Here is a 22,621-nt window from a genome sequence, read left to right on the forward strand (position 1 = left end):
TAACCTCAAGCACATGAAAAAAGTTATACTTATTGGCTTTTTTACCCTGTCTGCCTTCTTCGCTACAGCACAGGAAACGCCATTCACCTTACACACCCCTACTGGAGATCTATTTGGTACCCTCACCATTCCAGAAACCAAGCAACCAGTACCTGTTGTATTACTCATTGCAGGCTCCGGCCCTACAGATAGAGATGGGAATAGTCCTAAACTCCACCTGGAAACCAACACCTATAAGCAACTGGCAGACTCCTTATTGAAAAGTAATATTGCCATGCTCCGTTATGATAAAAGAGGAATTGGCGCCAGCCATGCTGCTTTTAAATCGGAAGCAGATATGACTTTCACAGATTATATCAACGATGCCGTTTTATTTGTAAAAACCTTGAAGGAAGATAAACGCTTCTCAAAAGTATACATCGCCGGACATAGCGAAGGTTCCCTCCTGGGAATGATGGCGGCTAATCAGATTCCGGTAGCTGGTTATATTTCCATTGCAGGCGTAGGTGAGCCACTCGGCGAAACACTCCGTAAACAAATAGCAGTACAAGCCCCTGCCATTGCACAGATCTTTAATAAACTGATGGATACCCTGGAAACAGGCCATAAAGTGACGCCCCCAGACACACCGGTACTGTCTACGCTCTTCAGACAATCCATTCAGCCATATATGATCTCCGTGGTCAAAATCCATCCACAAAAAGAAATAGCCAAGCTGCATTGTCCGGTCCTGATCCTTCAGGGAAGCACCGATTTACAGGTGAAACCAGAAAATGCCGATTGGCTGAAAGCTGCCTGCCCACAAGCAGAATTGGTCAAAATTGATGGGATGAACCATATACTAAAAACAGCCCCGGCTGCGATGATGGTTAATTTTGCCACCTATCAACAACCGGAGCTGCCTATACGCTCGGAACTAGTCCAGGCTATCAGGAAGTTTGTGCACTAAGCGCCGCTTCCTTTGCCGCAGCAGTCTTAGCTTTAATCATTTTACTTACACGACCCAGCAATAATATACTTACCATACTGAAGGCTACTACTACCCAGCCGACAGTATCATAATGCTGGAGCGGACTGAAATTATCCTTCTGTGTAACAATCTGGCCAGCCAACACGGCTGCCAATCCGCCTGCAATCTGCTGCAGAGAAGCGTTTATACTCATAAATGCGCCTCTATCTTGCATGTCAGGCACTGCGGATACCAACGCGGTAGCTGGAACCATCCTGGTGAGAATACCAGCCAGCATCAACACATTCAATGCTACTATGATCCAAAACGGCTGTGGTGTCAGATTCGTATAGATCACCACCATGATCATCAAGTACAACGAAGCAACACTATACAGGGCAAATTTATCCACCTTGTCTGCAATCTTACCTATCAAAGGCATCGCTACAAGCGACATCACGCCGGAGAAGGTAAAGAGCAATGGCAGTTGCCCTGTAGTTACATGCAGGTTGTTGATGGCAAATGCGCTACCAAAAGGCATCATCATAAAACCACCGACAGACAATAAAGCTGTCGCCAAGAAAGCGATCCGGTAGTTTTTCTTTTTGACCGTATGCAACAGATGCTCCACGATACCTTTATCCTGTTGTAATGCCAGGTGCGCTGTAACGGAAGGCAGGCGGAAAATAATCAGCGTCATGATAGCTGCCGCCAGGATCACCACCATGAAGAAAGGAGATTCCCAACCCCAATGGTTAGCGATATACAAACTGATAGGAATACCCAACACCTGACTGGCGCCAAATCCCATCTGCATAAATCCCATCACGCGGCCACGCATTTCCAATGGAAAAATATCCGTGATAATGGCCATAGACACAGATCCTATCACACCGCCGAATAAACCGGTGAAAATACGTGCCGCTACGAGCATCGGATAAGTAGTGGCCAATCCGCAAGACAGCGTACCGAGAATAAAACCAGCATAGAAAAATATCAATAGTTTCTTACGGTCATACCTATCCGCAAATCCTGCAGTGAGTAATCCGGAAATACCAGCACTAAAGGCATAAGCAGCTACGACAATACCAAAGTGATCGGGTGTGATTTTCATGGATTTCATCAGCATATCGCCAAGGGGCGACATCACCATGAAATCCAGTATAACGGTAAACTGGGTTAATGCAAGCATTAATATTACCAGCTTTTGTTGTGTACTGAATGAGGGTGTTGTTTTCATAATAAGCAAGCGTTCATTTATTAATAAGAGCTAAATAATAACTGTTAGCGTACTAACAGGATGGAATTAGGGCATTGCATCTTCTCAGAAGATGACAGACGTTAGTTTTTCAATGTAGTTGTAATTGAAAGGGTGATGAATGGTGATTTAATCGAGTTGTTTTCTTACTAAAATGGTGTCAAATATGTATCTGTATTATTATTTCTTCAACGCTTTAATGACATGTGCAAATGTTTCCTTCATGATTTTATCGGATAGTTTAAATGATTTGCCAGCAATACTTCTACCTTCCTGGTGAAATTTCACCAAGGTGTATAAAGGGGCGAATGCAACCACCCAGTAAACCTCTATTGAAGTAAAACTAATTTCGTCCCTGGCAATTGCATTTTTCACAAAATCTCCCATATAATTTTGCATATACTGGGAAATCCGAAGCTGCTGTTCCCTCCCGAATGAAGTATTACGGATCTTTTCCATAAACAGGTTGATATCCCTATGCTTAAGGGCATGATCCGCACGGTTCTTCCACTGCACCCATAAACCTTCTTCGAATGACATTTCCGGGTCGAAATTTTTAAATAATACAGCCACCCATTTTTCTGTTTCCTCCTTTACAATGGAATGAATAAGATCGTCCTTATCCTTATAATATATATAAATGGTAGCTGGAGATACGCCCGCTGCTTTGGCTAAGCGGTTAATCCCAAAATTCTCCAATCCCTCCGAGGCTATCATCTCAATAGCCTTTTGCTTTATACTCTGAACTTTGTTCTCATCCCTGTATCTCATGACACAAAAATAAGTAAGCGTTCGCTCATTTTAAAATAATTCTTTGCAATTCTTTCCAAAAAAATAAAAAGACACTGAAGTTCAGTGTCTTTTTACGCAAAAATTTATATAGCCGGTAATTATTTCACTCGTACCAATTTCATGATCCCATTCGTAGTACCATTCGCCACAGCCGTTTGTCCATCCTGCACCATCACTCGGTTGATAATAACGATATGCGATTTCATAATCAGCGTATCACCAACAAAGGTATAATAAGAGGTTTGTGTGTCCGCAATGCCACTGGTATTGGAACTCGAAGGCATACCATTCACAGATCCTCCTATTTGCGACTTGGTAATAATGGAGTCCGCTCCTTTCAATTGATAAGGGTTGCTGACATCAGGGAAAGTCATCGTAGCAGGACCTCCATACGGAATGCTATCGTTAAATCCACCCCCCTTTACCACCATCATTCCTTGCATATTAAAGGAATACCCCACTCCTTTCAGATTGAAGTTTTTACTATCAATCACATAAGTACCAGTAAAATTATCGAAGGAAGTAGTGTAAATATATTTCACTTCTGTACGGTCGGTGCCCGTTCCAGCAACAGTTGAACTCACCCCATCCTGTGTCATATACACGATACGATAAGTACCCGCAATATTACTTCCAGACCCAGAACCATTGCCATTGCCATTTCCTGTTCCAGGATCAGGCGTACCACCGGGATTTTGCGGCGCAGGCCCGTTAATATTAGGTTCTACAATCACTTCTTTATTACAGGAAAATAAAAACACAGCTACAGCGGCCAGACAAACAGTTTTGATGGATAGCAATTTCATAGGTAAAATTTGCTGTAAAGATAGATATAAATTTTTTTAATCTATCGAAAGACTTAATTCCCCAACGCTTTCAGGGCTAAATAAGTCATCAATGCAGGACCAGTTTCTAGGCATTTTTCATCTGCATCAAAGGTGGCGGTATGCAATCCAGATACAATTCCCTTGTTTTCATTGCGTACCCCCAACCGATAAAAGCAAGCTTCTGCAGCATGGCTATAATAGGCGAAATCCTCTGCAGCCATCCATATATCCAGGTCTACCACATTTTCCTCACCAAGAAAATCAATGGCATGCGCTTTGGCCACTGCAGTCAGCACGTCATCATTAATCAGTACAGGGTATCCCTGCCGAATATCCACTATACAATTGGCCTCCATTCCTTCCGCAATGGAAACGGCCATCTTACGAATCTTATCAAGCGCCGATTTCCTCCAAGTTTCATCCATAGACCGAAAAGTCCCCTCAATTCGCACTTCATCCGGAATAACATTGGTGGCGCCATTGGCGGTCATCTTCCCAAACGATAAAACCGATGGTAACATGGGATTTGCTCTCCTACTTACAATCTGCTGCAATCCTGTGATAATATGGCAGGCAATAACCACCGGATCTATGCCCAAATAAGGCATCGCACCATGACTCCCCTGACCTTTAACGGTAATGAATATCTCGTCATTGCTAGCCATATAACGACCTCCCCGAAAGCCTACCTTGCCTGCTTCCAGCTCCGGCATGGTATGCTGACCTAATACAAAATCCGGTTTCGGATTTTGCAATACGCCCTCCTTGATCATCATACTAGCCCCGCCAGGAATCAGTTCTTCCGCTGGCTGAAAAATAAATTTAACGGTGCCTGAAAAATCAGACTGCATTTGAGAAAGTATAGCCGCTGTAGATAACAGGGAAGACGTGTGTACATCATGCCCGCAAGCGTGCATTACGCCAGGGTTGATGGAACGATAATCCACTTCATTCAACTCCTGTATAGGCAAGGCATCAATATCAGCACGCAACGCCACCACGGAGGTGGAAGGCGACTTGGTCCCTTTCAGCAATGCAACTACCCCCGTATTGGCCATCCGCTCAAAAGGCAGTCCGATAGCGGTCAACTGCTCTTCGATGAAAGTGGCCGTCCGGAATTCTTTGTAAGACAATTCCGGATGGGTGTGGAGATGACGTCTATGGGAAACTGCAGTCCCCTGCAATTCCCGGGCTAATTGCCTGATTTTATCCTTCAGCATATCATTACTTTGGTTGAAGACACCGAAAATAACATATCCCGGACGAACTATCAGTTTCCATTATCGATTTTTTTTACCAGCTCCTGCCGTACTGCTGCAGGTACATTGGTTAACAACTTCACATTAGACGCTTCCTCAATCTCTTCAATAGTGGTCAAATACGCACTCCATTTGGTGCTAACATCGTTTTTATTCGGCGTATTTACGGCAATAATGCGGGTATCCTTGGTGATACGTTTCAGATCATTATTTCCTTCTGGTATCACTACGATCACTTTCCAAATATGATCCGGCACGGTGATATTATCCCGATCAATTTTCTTTTTCAATCCTTTCGCACCATATCCACCAATACCATAACTACCCATAATCACATATACTTCATTGCCATCATTCACCAAACTACGGGTATAGTTCTCCAGATTCGCCCATAAATGCTGATTGTGATTAGGCGCCTGCGGTATCATGTTGGTCATAAGGAAAGTGGCCTCATTCGCATCCCTACTGAAAGTACGATCCCCAGAAGGACAGTTATGCCCCCTGTCAAATCCACTCCCAATATAGCTGGTCTGGCTTACCTGGTAGAAGCTCTCCGGTAAATCGGCATCTGGTCTGAAATCATTTGCCCTAGACATAGGCCCCAAATCCTTGGAAGACACATGCCAGCTCACCCAGTTGGGCGTACCACGGTCGCGGTTATACGACAATTTGTAATAGCCTTTGTCCATTAGGAAATTATTCGCAGATACAATCGCAGCCACTGCGCCTGTTGGATTACCCAGCAACAGGTTGTCATCATCTCCCGTTACATTTTTCTCTGAACCAGCAGGTGTATTGCCACTGGTAGCGGATGAACTGAGTACTACCGATACGGCATCAAAGTTCAAACGACCGTTATCCTTATCTGCACTCCGAATGCGAAGCCTTAATGTTTTTTCTGTAGAAATAGTGAAGGTGGAGGTACGCAGCGTATGCTCTGTCGTAGTGACGGCATCGCCCGCTTGCAGGAAGCGTTGCCCTTTATTGACGGAATACCAAAGTTCCCAAGTACCGCCATCATCGGTGCCATACGCGGCATGTTTCAGTGTAACCGTTACCGTTCCTGTTACATTGATATCAAAATCCATGGTAGCACTACCACCGCCGCGTAAACGAAGTGATTGATTACCCAACTTCACATCCTCATCCTTGGTGCCTATCACAGCGTCTTTCAACATCCAAGGACCAGTGCTTAACGTAATTTCTTCACTGTTATAATTTGTTTTTACAGGAGAAGCGGTCTCAAAATTTTCATGGAAAATTTCAGTTTTATTCTTCTTCGCTGTGGAAGTTTTCTTCTTATGCGCTGTTTTTACGGGAATGTCCTTTCCCTTATCTGAAGCGAATTTGCGGGTGCAATAGGTTACTACAAACGCAATTATAGCCAGGATAATAACGAGGGAATTACTGTTACTCTTAGTTTGTCTCTTTGGCATAGTGCAGGTTACGAGCGCGCGAAGATATAACAATTTCCAGTGCGTTCATCTTCGATAGACATAAAAAAAGCCCGCATTTTGCGGGCTTTCAAAAACAGTATTTACCTGCTAGAAAAATAACTGCGATAATACGTTGGTGGCATCACTGGCCTTAGGTTTCAGGCCAAGGAACTTCGCATACTGCGCTGCTGTCAATATCCCTTTCAGTTTGGAAAATAATCCTCCCTGCAATCCGCTGAATTTGCTCGTATAGGCGGTGGGGTTAGTCTGCTGTAACGGCATAATTTCAGATTTCTTTTTCAAAAATCCGCTTACCATGTCCAGCACTTTTGGCTGCTGGGTATTATTCAAACCTAAAGTAGGGGTCAGCGATCCCATGATATTATTGGCAATACCGCCAGGATTTCCCAATGTGTTGGAAATAGCCGCTGCCTTCTTGGCCGCGCCTAATACGTCCTGCGCTTTTAAGGAACTCATAGAAAGTAAACAGATACCCGCTAAGAGAAAACATACTTTTTTCATAATGCAATTAGTTTATTTATGCAGATGATTGCAGGATATCCCATAACAAAAACCCTTAAAAATAGTTTGGTAGCATCAAAATTTCACTTTGGCCGGTTTAAACAACATTTTGACCCATTATCATGTTTGGGCCATCCCCCTCCTTTGTAATTTTAGGCCATTCCACAAACCATACAAGATGTACGAAGAGAGAATCAAGAGATTGGGCCTGCAGAGCAGGATTACCAGTGCAACTGATGCGGCCTCCCATTTGCGGGATGGCATGATTGTAGCCAGCAGCGGTTTCACTAAAGCAGGCGACAGCAAAGCGGTGCTGAAAGCTTTCGCAGCCCTGGCACTAGAAAGTCCCCGGAAAATCACATTGATTACCGGCGCCTCCTTGGGCCACGGCACAGACGGCATGCTGGCTTCCGCCCATGCCCTGCATAAAAGATCACCTTTCCAGGTAGATCCCATTCTCCGAAACAGTATTAATAATGGAGAGGTACTGTTCAATGATCAGCACCTCGGAGAAAGCGCAGAGCTGATACATGAAAATATTATCAAACCGGACATCGCTATCATCGAAGCATTGATGATCGAAGAAGATGGCAGTATCGTTCCTACCACTTCTGTGGGCAACACCGTGGCATTTGCCACTGCTGCCGAAAAAATTATTGTGGAAATAAATATCTCTGTACCACTGGCATTACACGGCGTACATGATATATTTTCCGCAGGCATTTGGCCCAATCGACAAATCATTCCTATCACCAGCGCCGGTACCAGAATTGGCCGTACTTCCATCCCCATAGATCCGGAAAAAATTATTGCCATCGTGATCACGGAAACAACGGACAGTCCTGCTGCCATCAACGAACGGGACGACAAAACCCGCGCCATCGCCGGACACCTCCTCCAGTTCTTTGAACACGAAGTGAAAAGAGGCCGACTCACACATCAGTTACGCCCATTACAGTCGGGCATCGGGAAAGTGGCCAACGCCGTACTGGAAGGCTTTATTGACGGTAACTTCCATAACCTGACCATGTATTCTGAAGTACTGCAAGACAGTACCTTCAACCTGATCGATTCAGGTAAAATGGACTTCGCATCTGCTTCTAGTATTACCGTTTCCCAAGATTGTTATCAGCGACTGATGAACAACCTGGAAAAATACAAACCCAATATCGTACTACGACCACAGGATATCAGCAATGCCGCTGAAGTAATACGCCGACTGGGAGTAATCAGTATCAACACCGCGATCGAATTTGATATATATGGAAATGTAAACTCTACCCATATTGCTGGTACCCGCATGATGAATGGCATCGGAGGCTCCAACGATTTTGCACGCAATGCCTACCTCAGCATATTTGTGACACAAGCCTCTTCCAAGGCTGGCGCCATCTCTCATGTAGTGCCAATGGCATCACATATTGATAACAGCGAGCATGATGTAGATATTGTCGTAACAGATTTCGGACTCGCAGATCTGCGCGGACTCGCACCACGCGAACGAGCAAAAGTGATTATCAGCAATTGCGCTGATCCCGCATATAAAGAAGAACTGAAAGATTATTTCCTGGCAGCTTGCAAAAAAGGAGGCCACACCCCTCACCTATTGCAGGAAGCCCTTAGTTGGCACCAGCGCATGGAACAACAAGGCTCCATGAAAAGAGAGACCGTATTGGAAGATATATAAGCCATGCTTATGAGGAACAAGGTGTGAAAGGCAAGGGGTCGTTACTGAAAGGTAGCGGCCTCTTTTAATTATGACGATGCAATAAAAAACGTCGCACCAGGTAGGTGCGACGTTTTTTTATTACAAATATCTTTCTTCACAGCTCCTATAAGCGCTTGCGCATACAGATGCTGTTGTCCATTCCGATATAGGGACCGTAATTATCCATAATGGTGAACCCACTCTTCTGATATAAACTGATAGCCTCCGGCTGACGCTTGCCCGTTTCCAAGATGGCATAACTGTAATTCAGCTCTCTCGCCCAATTCTCTAATTCATGCATGATGCCAAATGCAATCCCTTTCCCACGCGCTTCCGGACGCACAAACATGCGTTTTATTTCTATGGTATGATCATTAAACTCACGGAAACATGCACACCCTACTGGTTCAGTTTCGATATACGCAATTACAACCGTATTGATGGCTTCTATCACATTATGCTCATCATAGATATCTTGTAATTCATGATAACGATCGCGCAGGTCCTCATCCAGCGCGCTAATCAACGCTTCAAAATCCTGCTGCTCATTGTTGGTTCGGATAAAGGTTATCGTATTCATTGCATTTCTGTTTTTGTGGGCTGCGTATTCACACCCCAATGATATAACCAAAAAAACATTTCTACAAAAAAATCGCACGCTTTCGGGGACAAAAAATTATTCGTATATACATCAACGTTATTAAGATTAGATTGACAAGCCCATCCGCACAATAATAACACAAAAAATAATAATTTAATGATAGTTATAACGTATCAAAATCACAGCATAGTTATTTTCAATATCTCTATCGTTTGGTTCCTGGAAAATCCATGGTAACTTTGGCCCTCGTTAAACGAAACCATAAATAAGTATTCCTTGACAACAACAACGATAGCACCTTCCCGGTTCTTTTTTTTAATTATAATTTTAGGATCACTGACCGCTTTAGGGCCTTTTTCAATTGACATGTACCTCCCTGGGTTTCCCGCCATTGCAAAAGATTTGAAAACAGATGTGGCCACCATCGGATTTTCGCTCACCAGCTTCTTCATTGGAATATCAGCAGGACAGCTACTCTACGGTCCACTGCTGGACCGATTTGGCCGTAAAAAACCACTATACGCTGGATTGATACTTTACATTGCCGCTTCTATTGGCTGCATGTACTGTCATTCTATCGAAAGTCTTATCACGCTTAGATTTTTTCAAGCCATAGGTAGCTGTGCCGCTTCTGTAGCCGCTGTAGCCATGGTCCGAGATATTTTTCCGGTGCAAGATAATGCCAGAGTTTTTGCATTACTGATGCTGGTAGTAGGCGCTTCCCCAATGGTAGCCCCTGCTGTAGGCGGCTATGTTACCAGCATATTCGGTTGGCACATGGTTTTTCTGATCCTTACCATTTTATGCGGCGCGATGCTCATTTCCTGTTTCCTATGGCTGCCGGAAAGCTACCAGCCAGATACCACGCTGTCGCTCAAACCGAAACCTATTATTAAAAATTTTGTAGCGGTATTGTCGAATGCACAGTTCACTACTTATGCACTGGCTGGCGCTTTCAGCTTCGCGGGCATATTCACCTATGTGTCTGGCTCCCCACGGGTATTCATGCAAATCTACCAGGTAAGCGAAAGTACCTATGGCTGGATATTCGCCGGATTATCCGTTGGATTTATCGGGTGTAGCCAGATCAATAGTCGCCTACTGCGCCGCTTTGAAAGTAAACAGATCATTCCATGGGCTTTGTCTTTCCAATCCCTGTTCGGCATCTTGATATACCTTTCGGCCTACATGGAGGTGCTGACGCTCCCACTATTGATTGTCCTCCTTTTCGGATACCTCTGCTGCCTGGGATTTGTCAATCCCAATACGGCCGCTCTTTGCCTGGCGCCATTCTCCAAAAATGCCGGTAGCGCTTCTGCGGTAATGGGCGCTTTACAACTCGGTATCGGGGCAGTTGCTTCAGCCGCAGTCAGCGCTTTTGATGACAATGGCGCTGGTCCAATGGCGGCTACCCTCGCCCTATGCGGACTCTCCGCTTGGGCCATCCTAGTCATCGGACGCAAATTTATCCGCACCGAAGCCACCCAAACTGCTGCCCAGCCGATATTACATTAATTTTCCTGTCCGCTTTCGGACATTCTATGTGCCGAAAGTGGACAAATCTCCCTACAAGGAAACCTGCAAACAGCCTGTTTTCAATACCTTCGTAAGGTGGCACCGTCTTGGCACTACCCACGCAAAGGCATTTGACTTATGATCACTAACTATCTGAAAACAGCGCTACGCAATCTGAAGAAAAACAAAACCTATAGCTTCCTGAATATTTTCGGACTGGCCATAGGCTTCGTTTGCGCTGGTCTGATTCTCCTTTGGGTGGAAGACGAAATCAACTATAATGGCTTCTACAGCCAGAAAGATAATATCCAACGTATTTCCTTCAACTGGACACTCGACAATCAAATCCGTACCTACACCTCTACCCCTGGCCCCTTGGGTCCCAGTGCTGCCGCTTCTATCCCTAGCATTAAAACATATTGCCGCAGCTCCGAAGGCCTAAATACAGCCTTATTCAATTTCCAGAACAACCCAGTCTACAGCGCCGGACGTTATACAGATGCGTCTTTCTTCCAACTGTTCGACTGCAAGTTTCTGGAAGGCAATCCTGCTACGGCTTTCAACAATCCTAACTCCCTGGTAATTACAGAAAGAACGGCTGAAAAACTCTTTCATTCCTCCAGGAATGTGATAGGCAAAACCATCATGGTGAATAACAAGGACGCCTATACGATTACCGGATTGATAGCAAATGTTCCCGAAAATACTACCATCCGCTACGATTGGCTGGCGCCACTATCGAACTATTCGACAATGGACAACCTCTCTAAATGGGATCATTTCAATCTGGAAACTTATATACAAACAACACCAGGTACTAACCTTGCACAATTGAAAGTACAACTGGATAAAATAATTACATCCCACCCAGAAAGCGCCAACAATTCCGCAGCACTACTGAATATGAAAGATTGGCGCTTACGTAATGAATTTAAAAATGGCGTGCAATCCGGCGGACGTATTGTATATGTACGCCTCTTCCTGCTCATTGCAGGCATCATTCTGCTGATTGCATGTATCAATTTCATGAATCTGGCTACTGCCCGCAGTGAACAGCGTTCCCGCGAAATAGGCGTACGCAAGGCGTTGGGAGCAGGCCGTTCTACCCTTATCAAACAATTTATAGGCGAGGCTATTTTGCAGGCGTTCCTATCAGCCCTACTGGCTGTCTTGCTACTAGCCATTTTACTACCTGCATTCAATGCGCTGGTAGGCAAAACGATGACCTTACAATTATTCAATCCCATACACCTGGCGGTGATGGCCCTACTGGTTCTTTTCTGTGGCCTGCTGGCCGGTAGCTACCCTGCCTTATATCTCAGCAACTTCAATCCTGTAGCCATTCTCAAAGGAGCCAGGATTAAAACTGGCGGTGCAGCCTTCGTACGTCGGGCGCTGGTCATCTCCCAATTCAGCATTTCTATCGTGCTGATTATCGCTACGGTGATCATCTACCAACAAATTCAACATGTTAAATCCAGAGACCTGGGTTTTAATGTAGCCCACCTGATTTCTATTGATGCACAAGACAATGTGATCCATAACTTTCCTGCTGTACGCCAGGAATTACTCAACACCGCTGTGATAGAAAATGCTGCTGTGGCGGATCACAACCCACTATATGATGGTAATAGCACAGACGAAATATATTGGGATGGTAAAGCTGCCAACGTAAAAACCATTACTTCTATGCGTTTTATCGGACCTGGCTTCCTGGAAACAACCGGCATGAAACTCCTCGAGGGAAAAGACTTTACAAGGGATGCTGACGATAGCTCCAATGTAATGGTCAATGAGGCCATGGCCCGACAATTAGGCGCCGGAAGTCCGGTTGGCAAACTACTTTACGGTAAAAAAGGAAATGATGTCATGACTTTTCGTATAGCCGGTGTCGTGAAAGATTATGTATATGGCGATATGTTCGGCAAACCTGATCCCGTTATGTTCCTGGGTATCCCATCCGGTACCAACAGTATATATGCCCGCCTCAATGCCACAGTAGCACCGGAAAAAGCACTGGAAAAAATCAGCGCCGTGATGCATAAATACAGCCCTGCCTATCCATTCTCTTATACCTTCACGGATCAGCAGTTCGATGATATGTTCCGTAATGAAATGCTCATGCAGAAACTGTCCCGCATATTCGCTGCCATCGCCATTTTCATCAGCGCGCTCGGATTATTCGGCCTCTCCGCTTATACCGCCGAAAGGCGCACCAAGGAAATCGGTATCCGTAAAGTATTAGGCGCTTCCACCGGTAGCATCGCCACATTGCTTTCGGCAGATTTTCTCAAATTGGTAGGCGTGGCCATGCTGATCGCATTTCCCCTTGCCTACTGGATGATGCACCACTGGCTATTGCAATATCAATACAGGGTGAATATTAGTCCACTGGTATTTATCCTCGCTGGCGTTGCAGCCATAGTTATCACGATAATAACAATTAGTTATCAGTCGATACGCGCTTCCATGGCGGATCCTGTAAAGAGTATCAAATCGGAATAAATTCCCGTTACACCTTTCCCTGTAATACACTAAGTGGAACCAATATTTCTTATTCATAGCTGGCGCAACTCTTTTGTGAGACTGCGCCGCTACTGAAGGAGAGACTGATTTGACAAGGGAGACAAGTGTCTCCTATCCAATAAATGCAAACTTGTCTTCGAACATTTTCCCGATAACCGGCAACGGTTTTTTCACTTCATTGGCGGCATTGATGGCCCCAAGTATAAGCAATACCAAGATGACAAGGCTGATATAGGAAAGGAAGGACAGCGTGGGTACCATCCAAACAATAATGTTCAAGGCGATTCCTACCACGAAACCAGCAATCACAAGGCCCAATGATTGCCTCAGATGATATTTAAGCAAATCATCGGCTTTATCCTTGCCAGAGAAAAATGCTACCAGCCATCCAATGAGGGTAATGTAAGAAACGATAGATAAAGTTTTGTTGTTCATGATGATTTGAATGAAGAATGAATAAAAATTTTCACCGCACAAAAATGTCCACCGCATTCCGCTGTGCCTAAAAACATCCGGCTACAAAACGACTACCTCAAAAAAATCAAGCGACTACAAAACGACTACTACTTTCATAAGTATTTACTCAATAAAAAATTACATATATAATTATCATATAATACAACAGAATAAAATGAGGTATAGCGTCTACGCCTTTTGTACCTTTGCTGCATGAAAAGAATATGGTTATTAATCCTTTGGCTTGGTTTTTTAATGCCCTCCCAGGCACAACAAAACTATATCGACAGTCTGCAAAACCTTTTAAAGCACACAGCAGCGCCAGTAGAAATGATCATGATCCAACAACGAATGGCCGACTGGTATCGCTCTAACGAACAATATCCGGAAGCCATTAAAATGGCAGAGGAAAGTTTACAACGCAGCCAGCAACTCTCTGAAAATAATCTGGAAGTGACCAAAGCCTATTGGATTCTCTCCAATATTTACTGTAACCTGGAAGATTTTGAAAAATCAAAACTATTTATTGATAAAGCGTATAAGTCGGCCGAAGGCCAACACAGTCCCATCGCCATGGCATATGCACATTATGCCTCGGCCATGTTGTATAGTACCCTGTTCGATAGCGAAAGATGCGTAAAACTGATCCATGCAGCCCTGTCGAAAATCCCCGACCCTAATAAGGAAGCCTTGCTTACAGCACGAATCTATTACCTGCTGTATGGCGTATACACAGAATGGAACGATGAATCGAAATCTTTGTACTACGCCCAGCAGGCGGTCACCTATGCTGAAAAATCGGGGAATAAAAATATGCTGGCCAATGCATATGCTGCCATTGCAGTAGTATTTTCCTACAAGTACGAAGCCCAACATAAAAAGGAATACCTGGATAGTATCATGCAGCCCCTGGACAACGCCATCAGTCTCTTTCACAAGTATCCTGGTCAAGTTGTCAATAATACCTATGCCCATTGTCATAATAATAAGGCGAGTTATTATTTGAAGTATTATAACACCACCGACCCACAGATAAAGCAAAAAATAAGGGACAATGTACAGGAAGCCCTCCGCATAGCGCCCAGCAGCAATGATGTAGCCATTGCCAGCGGATATGGCATGTTGAGCGAATTAAGCATGCAGGAAAACGACCTACCCACCGCTGAAAATTATCTAACGAAAGCATATACGCTGATCCTGCAAAAGAAAAAGCCTTATTACCACACCTTGATTAGTGTGCTGAACTCCTTAGTAACGCTGAGTACGAAGAAAAACGATTTCAAAAAAGCATTGGAATACCAACAGAAAATCGCGGAATACAGTAATCTTCTGTTTAATGAAGAAGCCGCATCCAATACGAAAAGACTGGAAGCGCAGTTTGAACTCAGTAAAAAAGAGCAAGAAATTAAAACTTTGCACGAAAAATCTGAAAGCCAGAAAATACAAAAATACCTGTTGATAGGCGTCATCTGCCTGGGTATCCTGGGCGCATTTTTTATGTTCCGCTCTTACCATTTTAACCTTAGGTATTCCCTGGCCCGGGAGAAACAGCTTACAGCCGAGCGCCACGAAGCTACCCTGCAGATTAAATATGAAAAAGAGGAACAAGCACGACTGAAAGCAGAACAGGAACTACTGGCATTGCAACAACAGAAATTGCAGAACGAAGTAATGGCCAGCCAACTGCAATTACAACATAAAACCAACGTATTACACCAACTGAAGGAAAAACTGTCAAGTGAAGAACCTGTCAACATTCATCAAATATTAAGGGCAGAAGCACTTTCAGACAATGATTTTGAAAAGGCTAAATTCCGTATCCAGGAAGTACATCCCAATTTTTTCAAAAACCTCAATGAAATAACGCCGCAAAAGTTGACATCTCTGGACCAGAAATATTGCGCCTACCTCTATCTGGGTATGGATACCAAACAAATTGCCCATCTCTTGCAAGTGGCCCCCAAAAGTGTGCGCATGACGAAATACCGCTTGAAACAGAAATTTGGACTGGATGCGGATACTGATCTAGTGAATTTCATCAAAGAAGTGATATAAATTATGACTTCGTAGGAGATTATAGGGAGACACGATCCACCCCAACCACCACTGCCCATCAATACCGCGCAGTAAGCCAACAGCCATTGTTTTACGGATAGAAAGGCATGGCGGAAATTGCTTTCAGTAAGAGAACAATTCCCGCCATCATTTATTACCCCTTCACACTAAACGTACGGGATAAACGAAAATGTTCGGAATCACCGCCAATATGAATAGTATAATTTCCAGGGTAGAGTTTCCACTTACCCTGATGTAAATCCCATTTCTGCAATTCACTCACGGGTATCTGTAATTCAAGCTCCTGGCTTCCTCCCTTAGTGGTATGCACTCTACCAAAGGCTTTCAGCTCTTTCAATGGCATTCTGTCTACCGCTGGATAACTGATATAGGCTTGCACTACTTCATCTGCATCATATGTGCCCGTATTGGTAACGTTAACGGTCATACGAATGGTATCGTTTGCTTTATAACGGTCTGCTGGTGCTTGTTTCCAGCCATAGTCGAACGTGCTGTAACTCATACCGAAACCAAAAGGCCATGCTGCCTTACCTGTAAAGTACCGATAGGTACGGCCTTTCATGCTATAATCCTTATAATCCGGTAAATCGCTGAGGGATTTATAAAGGGTTAATGGTAATCTTCCTGCTGGAGAATATTTGCCATAGATGATATCCGCTAATGCGGTACCACCTTGCTCTCCCGGATACCAAGCCAAGATAATGGCATCTGCATAAGGCTCAATGGCGGTGAGATCCACCGCGCTACCTGCGGTTACCACAGCAATGATAGGTTTCTTATGAGCAGCGCGTAGTTTCTGCATAAATACAACCTGTGAACGAGGTAAGCTCAACGTATTTTTGTCACCACCTGCTGGCGATAAAAACGCATCCCCATCTTCACCTTCCAGCAATGGCGTCAGACCAATTACTGCAACGGTTACATCACAATTTTCAGAGGCCCAAATGCCGCCAAAGTGCAACGTGTCTGTATAATCACACCCCTGGTCATATTGCATGGCTACTGCTGGTCCGGCGGCTTTACTAAGCCCCGCTGCGAAAGTCACCATATTACCGGAAACGCCATGATAGTTACCCATCAGCGCTTCCAGGGAAACAGAGTTGGAACCAGTTACCAACATGGAGGCATATTTCTCCCGCTGCAAAGGCAATACACCGTTGTTTTTGAGCAATACCATACTCTCTCTGGCTGTCTGTAATGCCAGTTGCGCATGCCAAGTATTATTCACGCTGTCGGCGCCATAATCAGCATAGCGGCGCTGTGTGGCATCGTCATACAGTCCCAGTTTCATTTGTGTACGGAGAGAAGCTACCAGCGCAGAGTCTACATCTGCTGCTTTCAGCCAACCTTTGTTGATGGCTTTCATCACATCATCCTGTAGAATATTGGCGCAGTCCAGGTTTACACCTGCTTTGATGGCTGCGGCGGCCACTTCCTCACGGGTAGGGATAGCTTTATGTCTTCTCCAGATATCATCCAATGCCCAACAATCTGTCACTACCTGTCCGCCGAATTTCCATTCCTTGCGCAGGATATCTTGCAGCAAAGTATTTCCGGTACAGCAAGGCTGACTGTTCACCCGATTATAGGCGCACATGATGGATTCCACTTTACCATCCACCAGCTTCTTAAATGCATACAGGTAAGTTTCGCGGAGATCTTTCTCATCCACGATGGCATTGAATTCATGGCGATCCTTTTCTGGTCCGCTATGTACCGCGAAATGTTTGGCGCATGCCGCTGTTTTTAAATGCTGTGGATCATCGCCCTGTAGCCCTTTTACAAAGGCGCCCGCCATAGTAGCTGTGAGGTAGGGATCCTCACCGTACGTTTCTTGTCCCCTTCCCCAGCGAGGATCACGGAAGATGTTAATATTGGGTGTCCAGAAGTTCAGTCCCATGTACTGTACATGACGCCCTGCCTCAATCGCGAGATTGTATTTCGCACGAGCTTCCGTGGAAATACTGTTGGCCACTGTTTTGGCCAATACGGGATCAAAAGTAGCTGCAAGTCCCACTGCCTGCGGGTACACAGTGGCTTCTCCTCCCCTGGCAATACCATGTAAGGCCTCATTCCACCAGTTATAGGCAGGAATTTTCAGGCGCTCAATAGCTGGACTGTTATACCCCAGCAGGGAAATTTTTTCTTGTAAGGTAAGGGTGTGCAGTAAATCTTGCACCCTCGCTTCTGTTGGCTGATCGGCCCTGCGAAACACCGGCTGCTCTTGGGCAGACAGTTGCTGTACGGTAAGTATACCGAGGGCAATAGTGAATAACTTACGTTTCATCATCGTGCTAAAAACCTTGCTAAATGGCTAAATAATATCTATTAGAGCACGTAAGTTAGAAATTAAAATTAAAAAAGGGAAAGGCTGGCAAATGCCAGCCTTTCCCTTTTTTAATTTTTTTGTTGTCCCTGCCCGGAGGGTAGGGACAACAGCAGAAGTATTTTTGATTGTCTAGAAATTAAAATTATCCGGATCAGGACCTACCCTGGTAGCGGCATCCAGCCCATCTATAACAGCCATATCTGCTGCTTCAATATTGAATCCGAAAACCTTTGCATTGTCTGCTATTCTATGCTGCTGAATACTCTTTGGAATGGTCACTACGCCTTTTTGCAGATCCCATCTGAGTACCAGTTGCGCTACAGAAACACCATATTTCTGCGCCAGTTCTTTCAGTTCCGGAATATCGAAAATCTGCCCTTGCATCAGCGGACTCCAAGCCTCATATTGGATACCATGTTGACGTGCAAACGCCAGCAGTTTCGGTTGTACTAGGCGTGGATGGAATTCCAACTGATCCACCATTGGCATTACCTTGGCGGATTGCATCACGTCTTCCAGGTGATGTTGCAGAAAATTGCTTACGCCGATGGCCTTCACTCTGCCTTCCGCATACAATGTTTCCAGGGCGCGCCAGGTTTCTTTATACTTCCCTTTCACTGGCCAGTGAATCAGGTATAAATCCAGGTAGTCGGTCTTCAACTTTTGCAGAGATGTTTCAAAAGCCTTGATCGTACTGTCGTAGCCCTGATCGGCATTCCATACTTTTGTTGTGATGAATATATCCTTTCTGTCGGTTGCATGATCAGCGATAGCAGTGCCTACGCCTTCTTCGTTACCATAAATAGCTGCGGTATCAATATGACGATAACCTGCATCCAATGCGTATTTAACGGCATCGATCACTTCCTGCCCCTCGTTTGTTCTCCATACACCAAGTCCAAAATATGGCATTTGTACGCCGTTGGAAAGCTTTACCGCTCCTTTAATGTCTGTAATGTTCATTGTTTAATCTTTTGATGCTTAAAATCAGATGTGCATTGCATACGCAAAATTAGTTCCATTCATACAAATACCAGCATTATCTGCATAATAACAGGTATCAGAATAATGATATCTCAGTGTTTGTTAATGGAATCTAGCGGTTCTTTATAGAACTCCTCTACTAACTTGCTATCCGGCAATGAATTCAATACAGCGATCAACCATTTGTCGCCTTTCTTCACCAGTTTACCTTTATAATACCCCACTTGCATCAGTTGTATCACGCCTGTTCTCAGGTCTGTGGACAGCATTGCGGAATACATCGTGGTTTTGACGGTATCATTGGGCAGTCCTTCAAACTGCATATTGGAGATCATATGCCGCTGTTGGTAATGGGCATTCTTCACACTCTCTGCCAACTGGGTAATACGGGAAGCAAAATCTTTTTTGCCATGCAGCCTAACGCCGTCCACTTCTCCACGGATACTATCGTCCATTAATTCCAGGCACTTATCTAAATGGACATTATCAAAATTCTCAGCAAAACTGTAAATAACTTTTTCTATCTGCTGCTGATCACGGTGTCGGATATCGAATTTTTGTGTGGTATCGGGAATGGTAGTGCTGCTTTCCTTCAGAGGATTATGGTCCGATTTTGAAATGCAAGCAGAAAACAAGAGTGCAAGGATTACTACGGTGAATGCTGGTTTTAACATAGAGGGGAATTTAATGATAAGGCCAATTCCACATGAACAACCGTCTTTACGAATATCATTAAAATTTGGCAGCCTTCAAAATCAAGGGCATAAAAAAAGCCGCAGTTGCGGCTTTTTCTAATATGTTACAGCGGACATTTCTGATGATAATCGATCAATTCTATCGGTTCATTCGCCAGCTCTATGCCTTTATAATACGCTTCTATTTCATCCAACACTGCAACCACTTCCTCTTCTGTTTTCAATGTTACTAATCTGCTTCTGAATTGTTTGATATCTGGTAGCCCCTTGAGATAATTCGCATAACAACCTCTCATTTCATTAATACCGGCAATTGGCCCTTTCCACTTCACAGATTCATGTAGGTGCTTTTTACTAACAGCAATGCGCTCTTCCAGGGTAGGCCCCGCACGCATTTCGCCAGTTTGCACATAATGCTTGATCTCCCGGAAGATCCACGGATAATTAATGGCAGCACGACCAATCATAATACCATCTACACCATATCGATTCTTATATTCCAGTGCTTTCTGCGGCGTATTAATATCTCCATTCCCGATAATAGGTATTTTGATACGTGGGTTATTCTTCACTTTCCCTATCAGTGTCCAATCAGCTTCGCCTTTGTACATCTGGCAACGGGTACGGCCATGAATAGCCAGTGCTTTAATACCCACATCTTGCAGTCTTTCCGCTACTTCCTCAATATTCTTGGTATCATCATCCCAACCCAGGCGGGTTTTGACGGTAACGGGCAGATTGGTGGCCTTCACACAAGCTTCTGTAAGTCGGACCATCAGGTCTACATCTTTCAGCACACCGGCGCCAGCGCCCCTACCAGCCACTTTCTTCACCGGACAGCCAAAATTGATATCTAGCAAATCCGGATTGGTCACATCCACAATTTTTGCTGCCATGGCCAGAGAGTCCTCGTCTCCCCCAAAAATCTGTATCCCTATCGGGCGCTCGAATTCGAAAAATTCCAGCTTACGCTTGCATTTTATCGCATCCCGAATCAGCCCATCACTGGATATGAATTCCGTATACATGAGGTCGGCCCCGTTCTCCTTACATACCACGCGGAATGGCGGATCACTTACATCCTCCATGGGCGCCAGCAGCAAAGGAAAATCAGGCAGTATTATGTTGTCAATTTTAACCAATGTTCAAGAAATTTTCAGCGGGCAAAGGTACGCATTTTCTACGAAATGACCAGCCTGACTCATCTGGGTGTTGCGGGAAAAAATGCCTAATTTTAGTACCTCCACGTGTGGTACCCAACGTTTAGTTATTGGGCCACCCTATTACTCAAACCCTTGAATATGGAAAAATTTGATGCTATCATTATTGGATCCGGACAAGGTGGAACGCCATTAGCCCGAAAATTGGCTAAAAAAGGCATGAAAACAGCCCTGATCGAAAAACGCCTTCTCGGCGGCACTTGCATCAATGACGGCTGTACCCCTACCAAATCCATGATCGCCTGTGCACAAGTGGCCAATACCATCAAACACAGCAGCGCCTGGGGCATCTACACCAAAGATGATATCACCATCGACCTCCCCTTTATCGTACAACGCAAAAACGAAATCATTCAACGGTTCCGCCATAATATCCTCCGTTCCCTTGAAGCGGAACCCAATATCCGCATCATTCACGGGCAAGCATCTTTCTCTGGCCTGAAAAAAATCACGGTGACCCAACAGGAGAAACCACCGCTGGAACTGGAAGGCACCTACATTTTTATCAATACCGGCGCCGATACCACCGTTCCAGAGATCCCAGGCATTCACCAGGTTAAATACCTTACCAGTCACACGATCCTGGATATGACGGAAATCCCGAAAGAACTGATTGTCCTGGGCGGCAGCTATATTGGCCTGGAAATGGGACAGCTTTATCAGCGTTTAGGCAGTCACGTTACTGTGATAGAACCAGGTATGCACCTGGTATCCAGGGAAGATGAGGATGTGGCGGCCGTTGTCAGGAAAATGCTGGAGGAAGAAGGCATGAAGATTTTCACTTCCTGGGAGCCTGCTCATATCTCCACAGATGGCAATACCATCTCCTTGAATATTGTTTCGGGCACCTCCCGAAAAACCATTACAGGTACCCATCTCCTGGCAGCCACAGGCCGCAGGCCACAAACAGCCAGCCTGCAGCTAAATAAAACCAATGTGACCATCGATGAAGCTGGATTTATACAAGTCAACGACCACCTGGAAACTTCCTGTCCCGGCATTTTCGCCATCGGCGATGTAAAGCCAGGACCGGCATTTACACATATCTCCTATAATGATCATCTCATTATTTATCATAACTTAATAGAGAAAAAATCTATATCCACCCTGACCCGACAAATTCCTTACTGCATGTTCACCGATCCGCAATTAGGACGTATCGGCCTTTCCGAAAAAGAAGCTAACCAGAAAGGCTATCCGTTTAAAGTGGCAGTACTTGGAATGGACAAAGTGGCCAGGGCTATCGAAACTGGCCATACTACTGGGTTTATGAAAGCCCTTGTACACGCAGCCACGGATAAAATCCTAGGCGCCGCTATCATAGGGGAACAAGGCGGTGAAATCATGTCTATCCTACAAATGGCGATGCTGGGCGATCTTACCGCTACCCAATTGAAAGAAATGATTTTTGCACACCCATTGTATGCGGAATCTATCAACAATCTATTTATGACCCTGGATAAATAGG

The 22,621-nt window shown here is 44.7% G+C and carries 18 protein-coding genes; 6 read left to right on the top strand and 12 right to left on the bottom strand.

The annotated features are described in order from the left end of the window. The first annotated feature begins 13 nt into the window (after positions 1 to 13). The gene (locus JO154_RS03215; RefSeq protein WP_291941781.1) at positions 14 to 949 is read left to right on the top strand and encodes an alpha/beta hydrolase; all 936 of its coding nucleotides are present in this window, start codon (positions 14 to 16) and stop codon (positions 947 to 949) included. On the opposite strand, the gene JO154_RS03220 is transcribed toward JO154_RS03215, so the two are convergent. From JO154_RS03220 to JO154_RS03245, 6 genes are all read right to left on the bottom strand, one after another. Continuing rightward, the gene (locus JO154_RS03220) at positions 930 to 2,189 is read right to left on the bottom strand and encodes an MFS transporter (protein WP_291941783.1); all 1,260 of its coding nucleotides are present in this window, start codon (positions 2,187 to 2,189) and stop codon (positions 930 to 932) included. The genes JO154_RS03215 and JO154_RS03220 overlap by 20 nt on opposite strands. Positions 2,190 to 2,387: 198 nt before the next feature. Next, positions 2,388 to 2,924 (bottom strand): TetR/AcrR family transcriptional regulator, encoded by a 537-nt coding sequence (locus JO154_RS03225; protein ID WP_291941784.1) that lies wholly within the window; start codon positions 2,922 to 2,924, stop codon positions 2,388 to 2,390. Between the two features lie 173 nt (positions 2,925 to 3,097). After that, complete coding sequence (locus tag JO154_RS03230) at positions 3,098 to 3,805, bottom strand: hypothetical protein (RefSeq protein WP_291941786.1); 708 nt, start codon at positions 3,803 to 3,805, stop codon at positions 3,098 to 3,100. A 53-nt stretch (positions 3,806 to 3,858) separates the two neighbouring features. Continuing rightward, a complete protein-coding gene (locus tag JO154_RS03235) occupies positions 3,859 to 5,046 on the bottom strand; it encodes a M20 family metallopeptidase (RefSeq protein WP_291941788.1) in 1,188 nt (395 codons plus the stop codon). Between the two features lie 50 nt (positions 5,047 to 5,096). Further along, on the bottom strand, positions 5,097 to 6,521 hold the full coding sequence (locus JO154_RS03240; protein ID WP_291941790.1) for a DNA/RNA non-specific endonuclease: 1,425 nt from the start codon (positions 6,519 to 6,521) through the stop codon (positions 5,097 to 5,099). A gap of 108 nt (positions 6,522 to 6,629) precedes the next feature. Continuing rightward, positions 6,630 to 7,043, bottom strand: coding sequence for a hypothetical protein (locus JO154_RS03245; protein ID WP_291941792.1), 414 nt, complete (start codon positions 7,041 to 7,043; stop codon positions 6,630 to 6,632). A 178-nt stretch (positions 7,044 to 7,221) separates the two neighbouring features. On the opposite strand from JO154_RS03245, the gene JO154_RS03250 reads away from it, so the two are divergent. Continuing rightward, complete coding sequence (locus tag JO154_RS03250; protein WP_291941793.1) at positions 7,222 to 8,730, top strand: succinate CoA transferase; 1,509 nt, start codon at positions 7,222 to 7,224, stop codon at positions 8,728 to 8,730. Between the two features lie 145 nt (positions 8,731 to 8,875). On the opposite strand, the gene JO154_RS03255 is transcribed toward JO154_RS03250, so the two are convergent. Next, on the bottom strand, positions 8,876 to 9,331 hold the full coding sequence (locus tag JO154_RS03255; protein WP_291941795.1) for a GNAT family N-acetyltransferase: 456 nt from the start codon (positions 9,329 to 9,331) through the stop codon (positions 8,876 to 8,878). A 297-nt stretch (positions 9,332 to 9,628) separates the two neighbouring features. Between JO154_RS03255 and JO154_RS03260 the strand changes: the two genes are divergently transcribed. Both JO154_RS03260 and JO154_RS03265 read left to right on the top strand, forming a co-directional pair. Then, positions 9,629 to 10,867, top strand: coding sequence for a multidrug effflux MFS transporter (locus tag JO154_RS03260; protein ID WP_366935558.1), 1,239 nt, complete (start codon positions 9,629 to 9,631; stop codon positions 10,865 to 10,867). Positions 10,868 to 11,005: 138 nt separating this feature from the next. Next, on the top strand, positions 11,006 to 13,372 hold the full coding sequence (locus JO154_RS03265; RefSeq protein WP_291941797.1) for an ABC transporter permease: 2,367 nt from the start codon (positions 11,006 to 11,008) through the stop codon (positions 13,370 to 13,372). A 132-nt stretch (positions 13,373 to 13,504) separates the two neighbouring features. Here JO154_RS03265 and JO154_RS03270 read toward each other — a convergent pair whose 3' ends face one another. Then, the gene (locus tag JO154_RS03270) at positions 13,505 to 13,828 is read right to left on the bottom strand and encodes a DUF4870 domain-containing protein (RefSeq protein ID WP_291941798.1); all 324 of its coding nucleotides are present in this window, start codon (positions 13,826 to 13,828) and stop codon (positions 13,505 to 13,507) included. A 234-nt stretch (positions 13,829 to 14,062) separates the two neighbouring features. Between JO154_RS03270 and JO154_RS03275 the strand changes: the two genes are divergently transcribed. Continuing rightward, the gene (locus JO154_RS03275) at positions 14,063 to 15,904 is read left to right on the top strand and encodes a LuxR C-terminal-related transcriptional regulator (protein ID WP_291941799.1); all 1,842 of its coding nucleotides are present in this window, start codon (positions 14,063 to 14,065) and stop codon (positions 15,902 to 15,904) included. 154 nt (positions 15,905 to 16,058) lie between these two features. Here the strand turns inward: JO154_RS03275 and JO154_RS03280 are convergent, their stop codons facing one another. The 4 genes from JO154_RS03280 to dusB all read right to left on the bottom strand — a co-directional run bounded on the left by JO154_RS03280 (position 16,059) and on the right by dusB (position 21,075). Further along, positions 16,059 to 18,215: a glycoside hydrolase family 3 N-terminal domain-containing protein gene (locus tag JO154_RS03280; RefSeq protein WP_291941800.1), complete on the bottom strand. Its 2,157-nt coding sequence runs from the start codon at positions 18,213 to 18,215 to the stop codon at positions 16,059 to 16,061. Positions 18,216 to 18,383: 168 nt separating this feature from the next. After that, complete coding sequence (locus JO154_RS03285; RefSeq protein WP_291941801.1) at positions 18,384 to 19,217, bottom strand: aldo/keto reductase; 834 nt, start codon at positions 19,215 to 19,217, stop codon at positions 18,384 to 18,386. Positions 19,218 to 19,330: 113 nt separating this feature from the next. Next, positions 19,331 to 19,912, bottom strand: a complete 582-nt coding sequence (locus tag JO154_RS03290) for a nuclear transport factor 2 family protein (protein ID WP_291941802.1) — start codon at positions 19,910 to 19,912, stop codon at positions 19,331 to 19,333. 125 nt (positions 19,913 to 20,037) lie between these two features. Beyond that, positions 20,038 to 21,075: a tRNA dihydrouridine synthase DusB gene (dusB, locus tag JO154_RS03295; protein ID WP_291941804.1), complete on the bottom strand. Its 1,038-nt coding sequence runs from the start codon at positions 21,073 to 21,075 to the stop codon at positions 20,038 to 20,040. Positions 21,076 to 21,234: 159 nt separating this feature from the next. On the opposite strand from dusB, the gene JO154_RS03300 reads away from it, so the two are divergent. Continuing rightward, a complete protein-coding gene (locus JO154_RS03300) occupies positions 21,235 to 22,620 on the top strand; it encodes a mercuric reductase (protein ID WP_291941806.1) in 1,386 nt (461 codons plus the stop codon). Position 22,621 lies beyond the last annotated feature (1 nt).

This window comes from Chitinophaga sp., from assembly GCF_019236475.1.
Taxonomy (GTDB): domain Bacteria; phylum Bacteroidota; class Bacteroidia; order Chitinophagales; family Chitinophagaceae; genus Chitinophaga.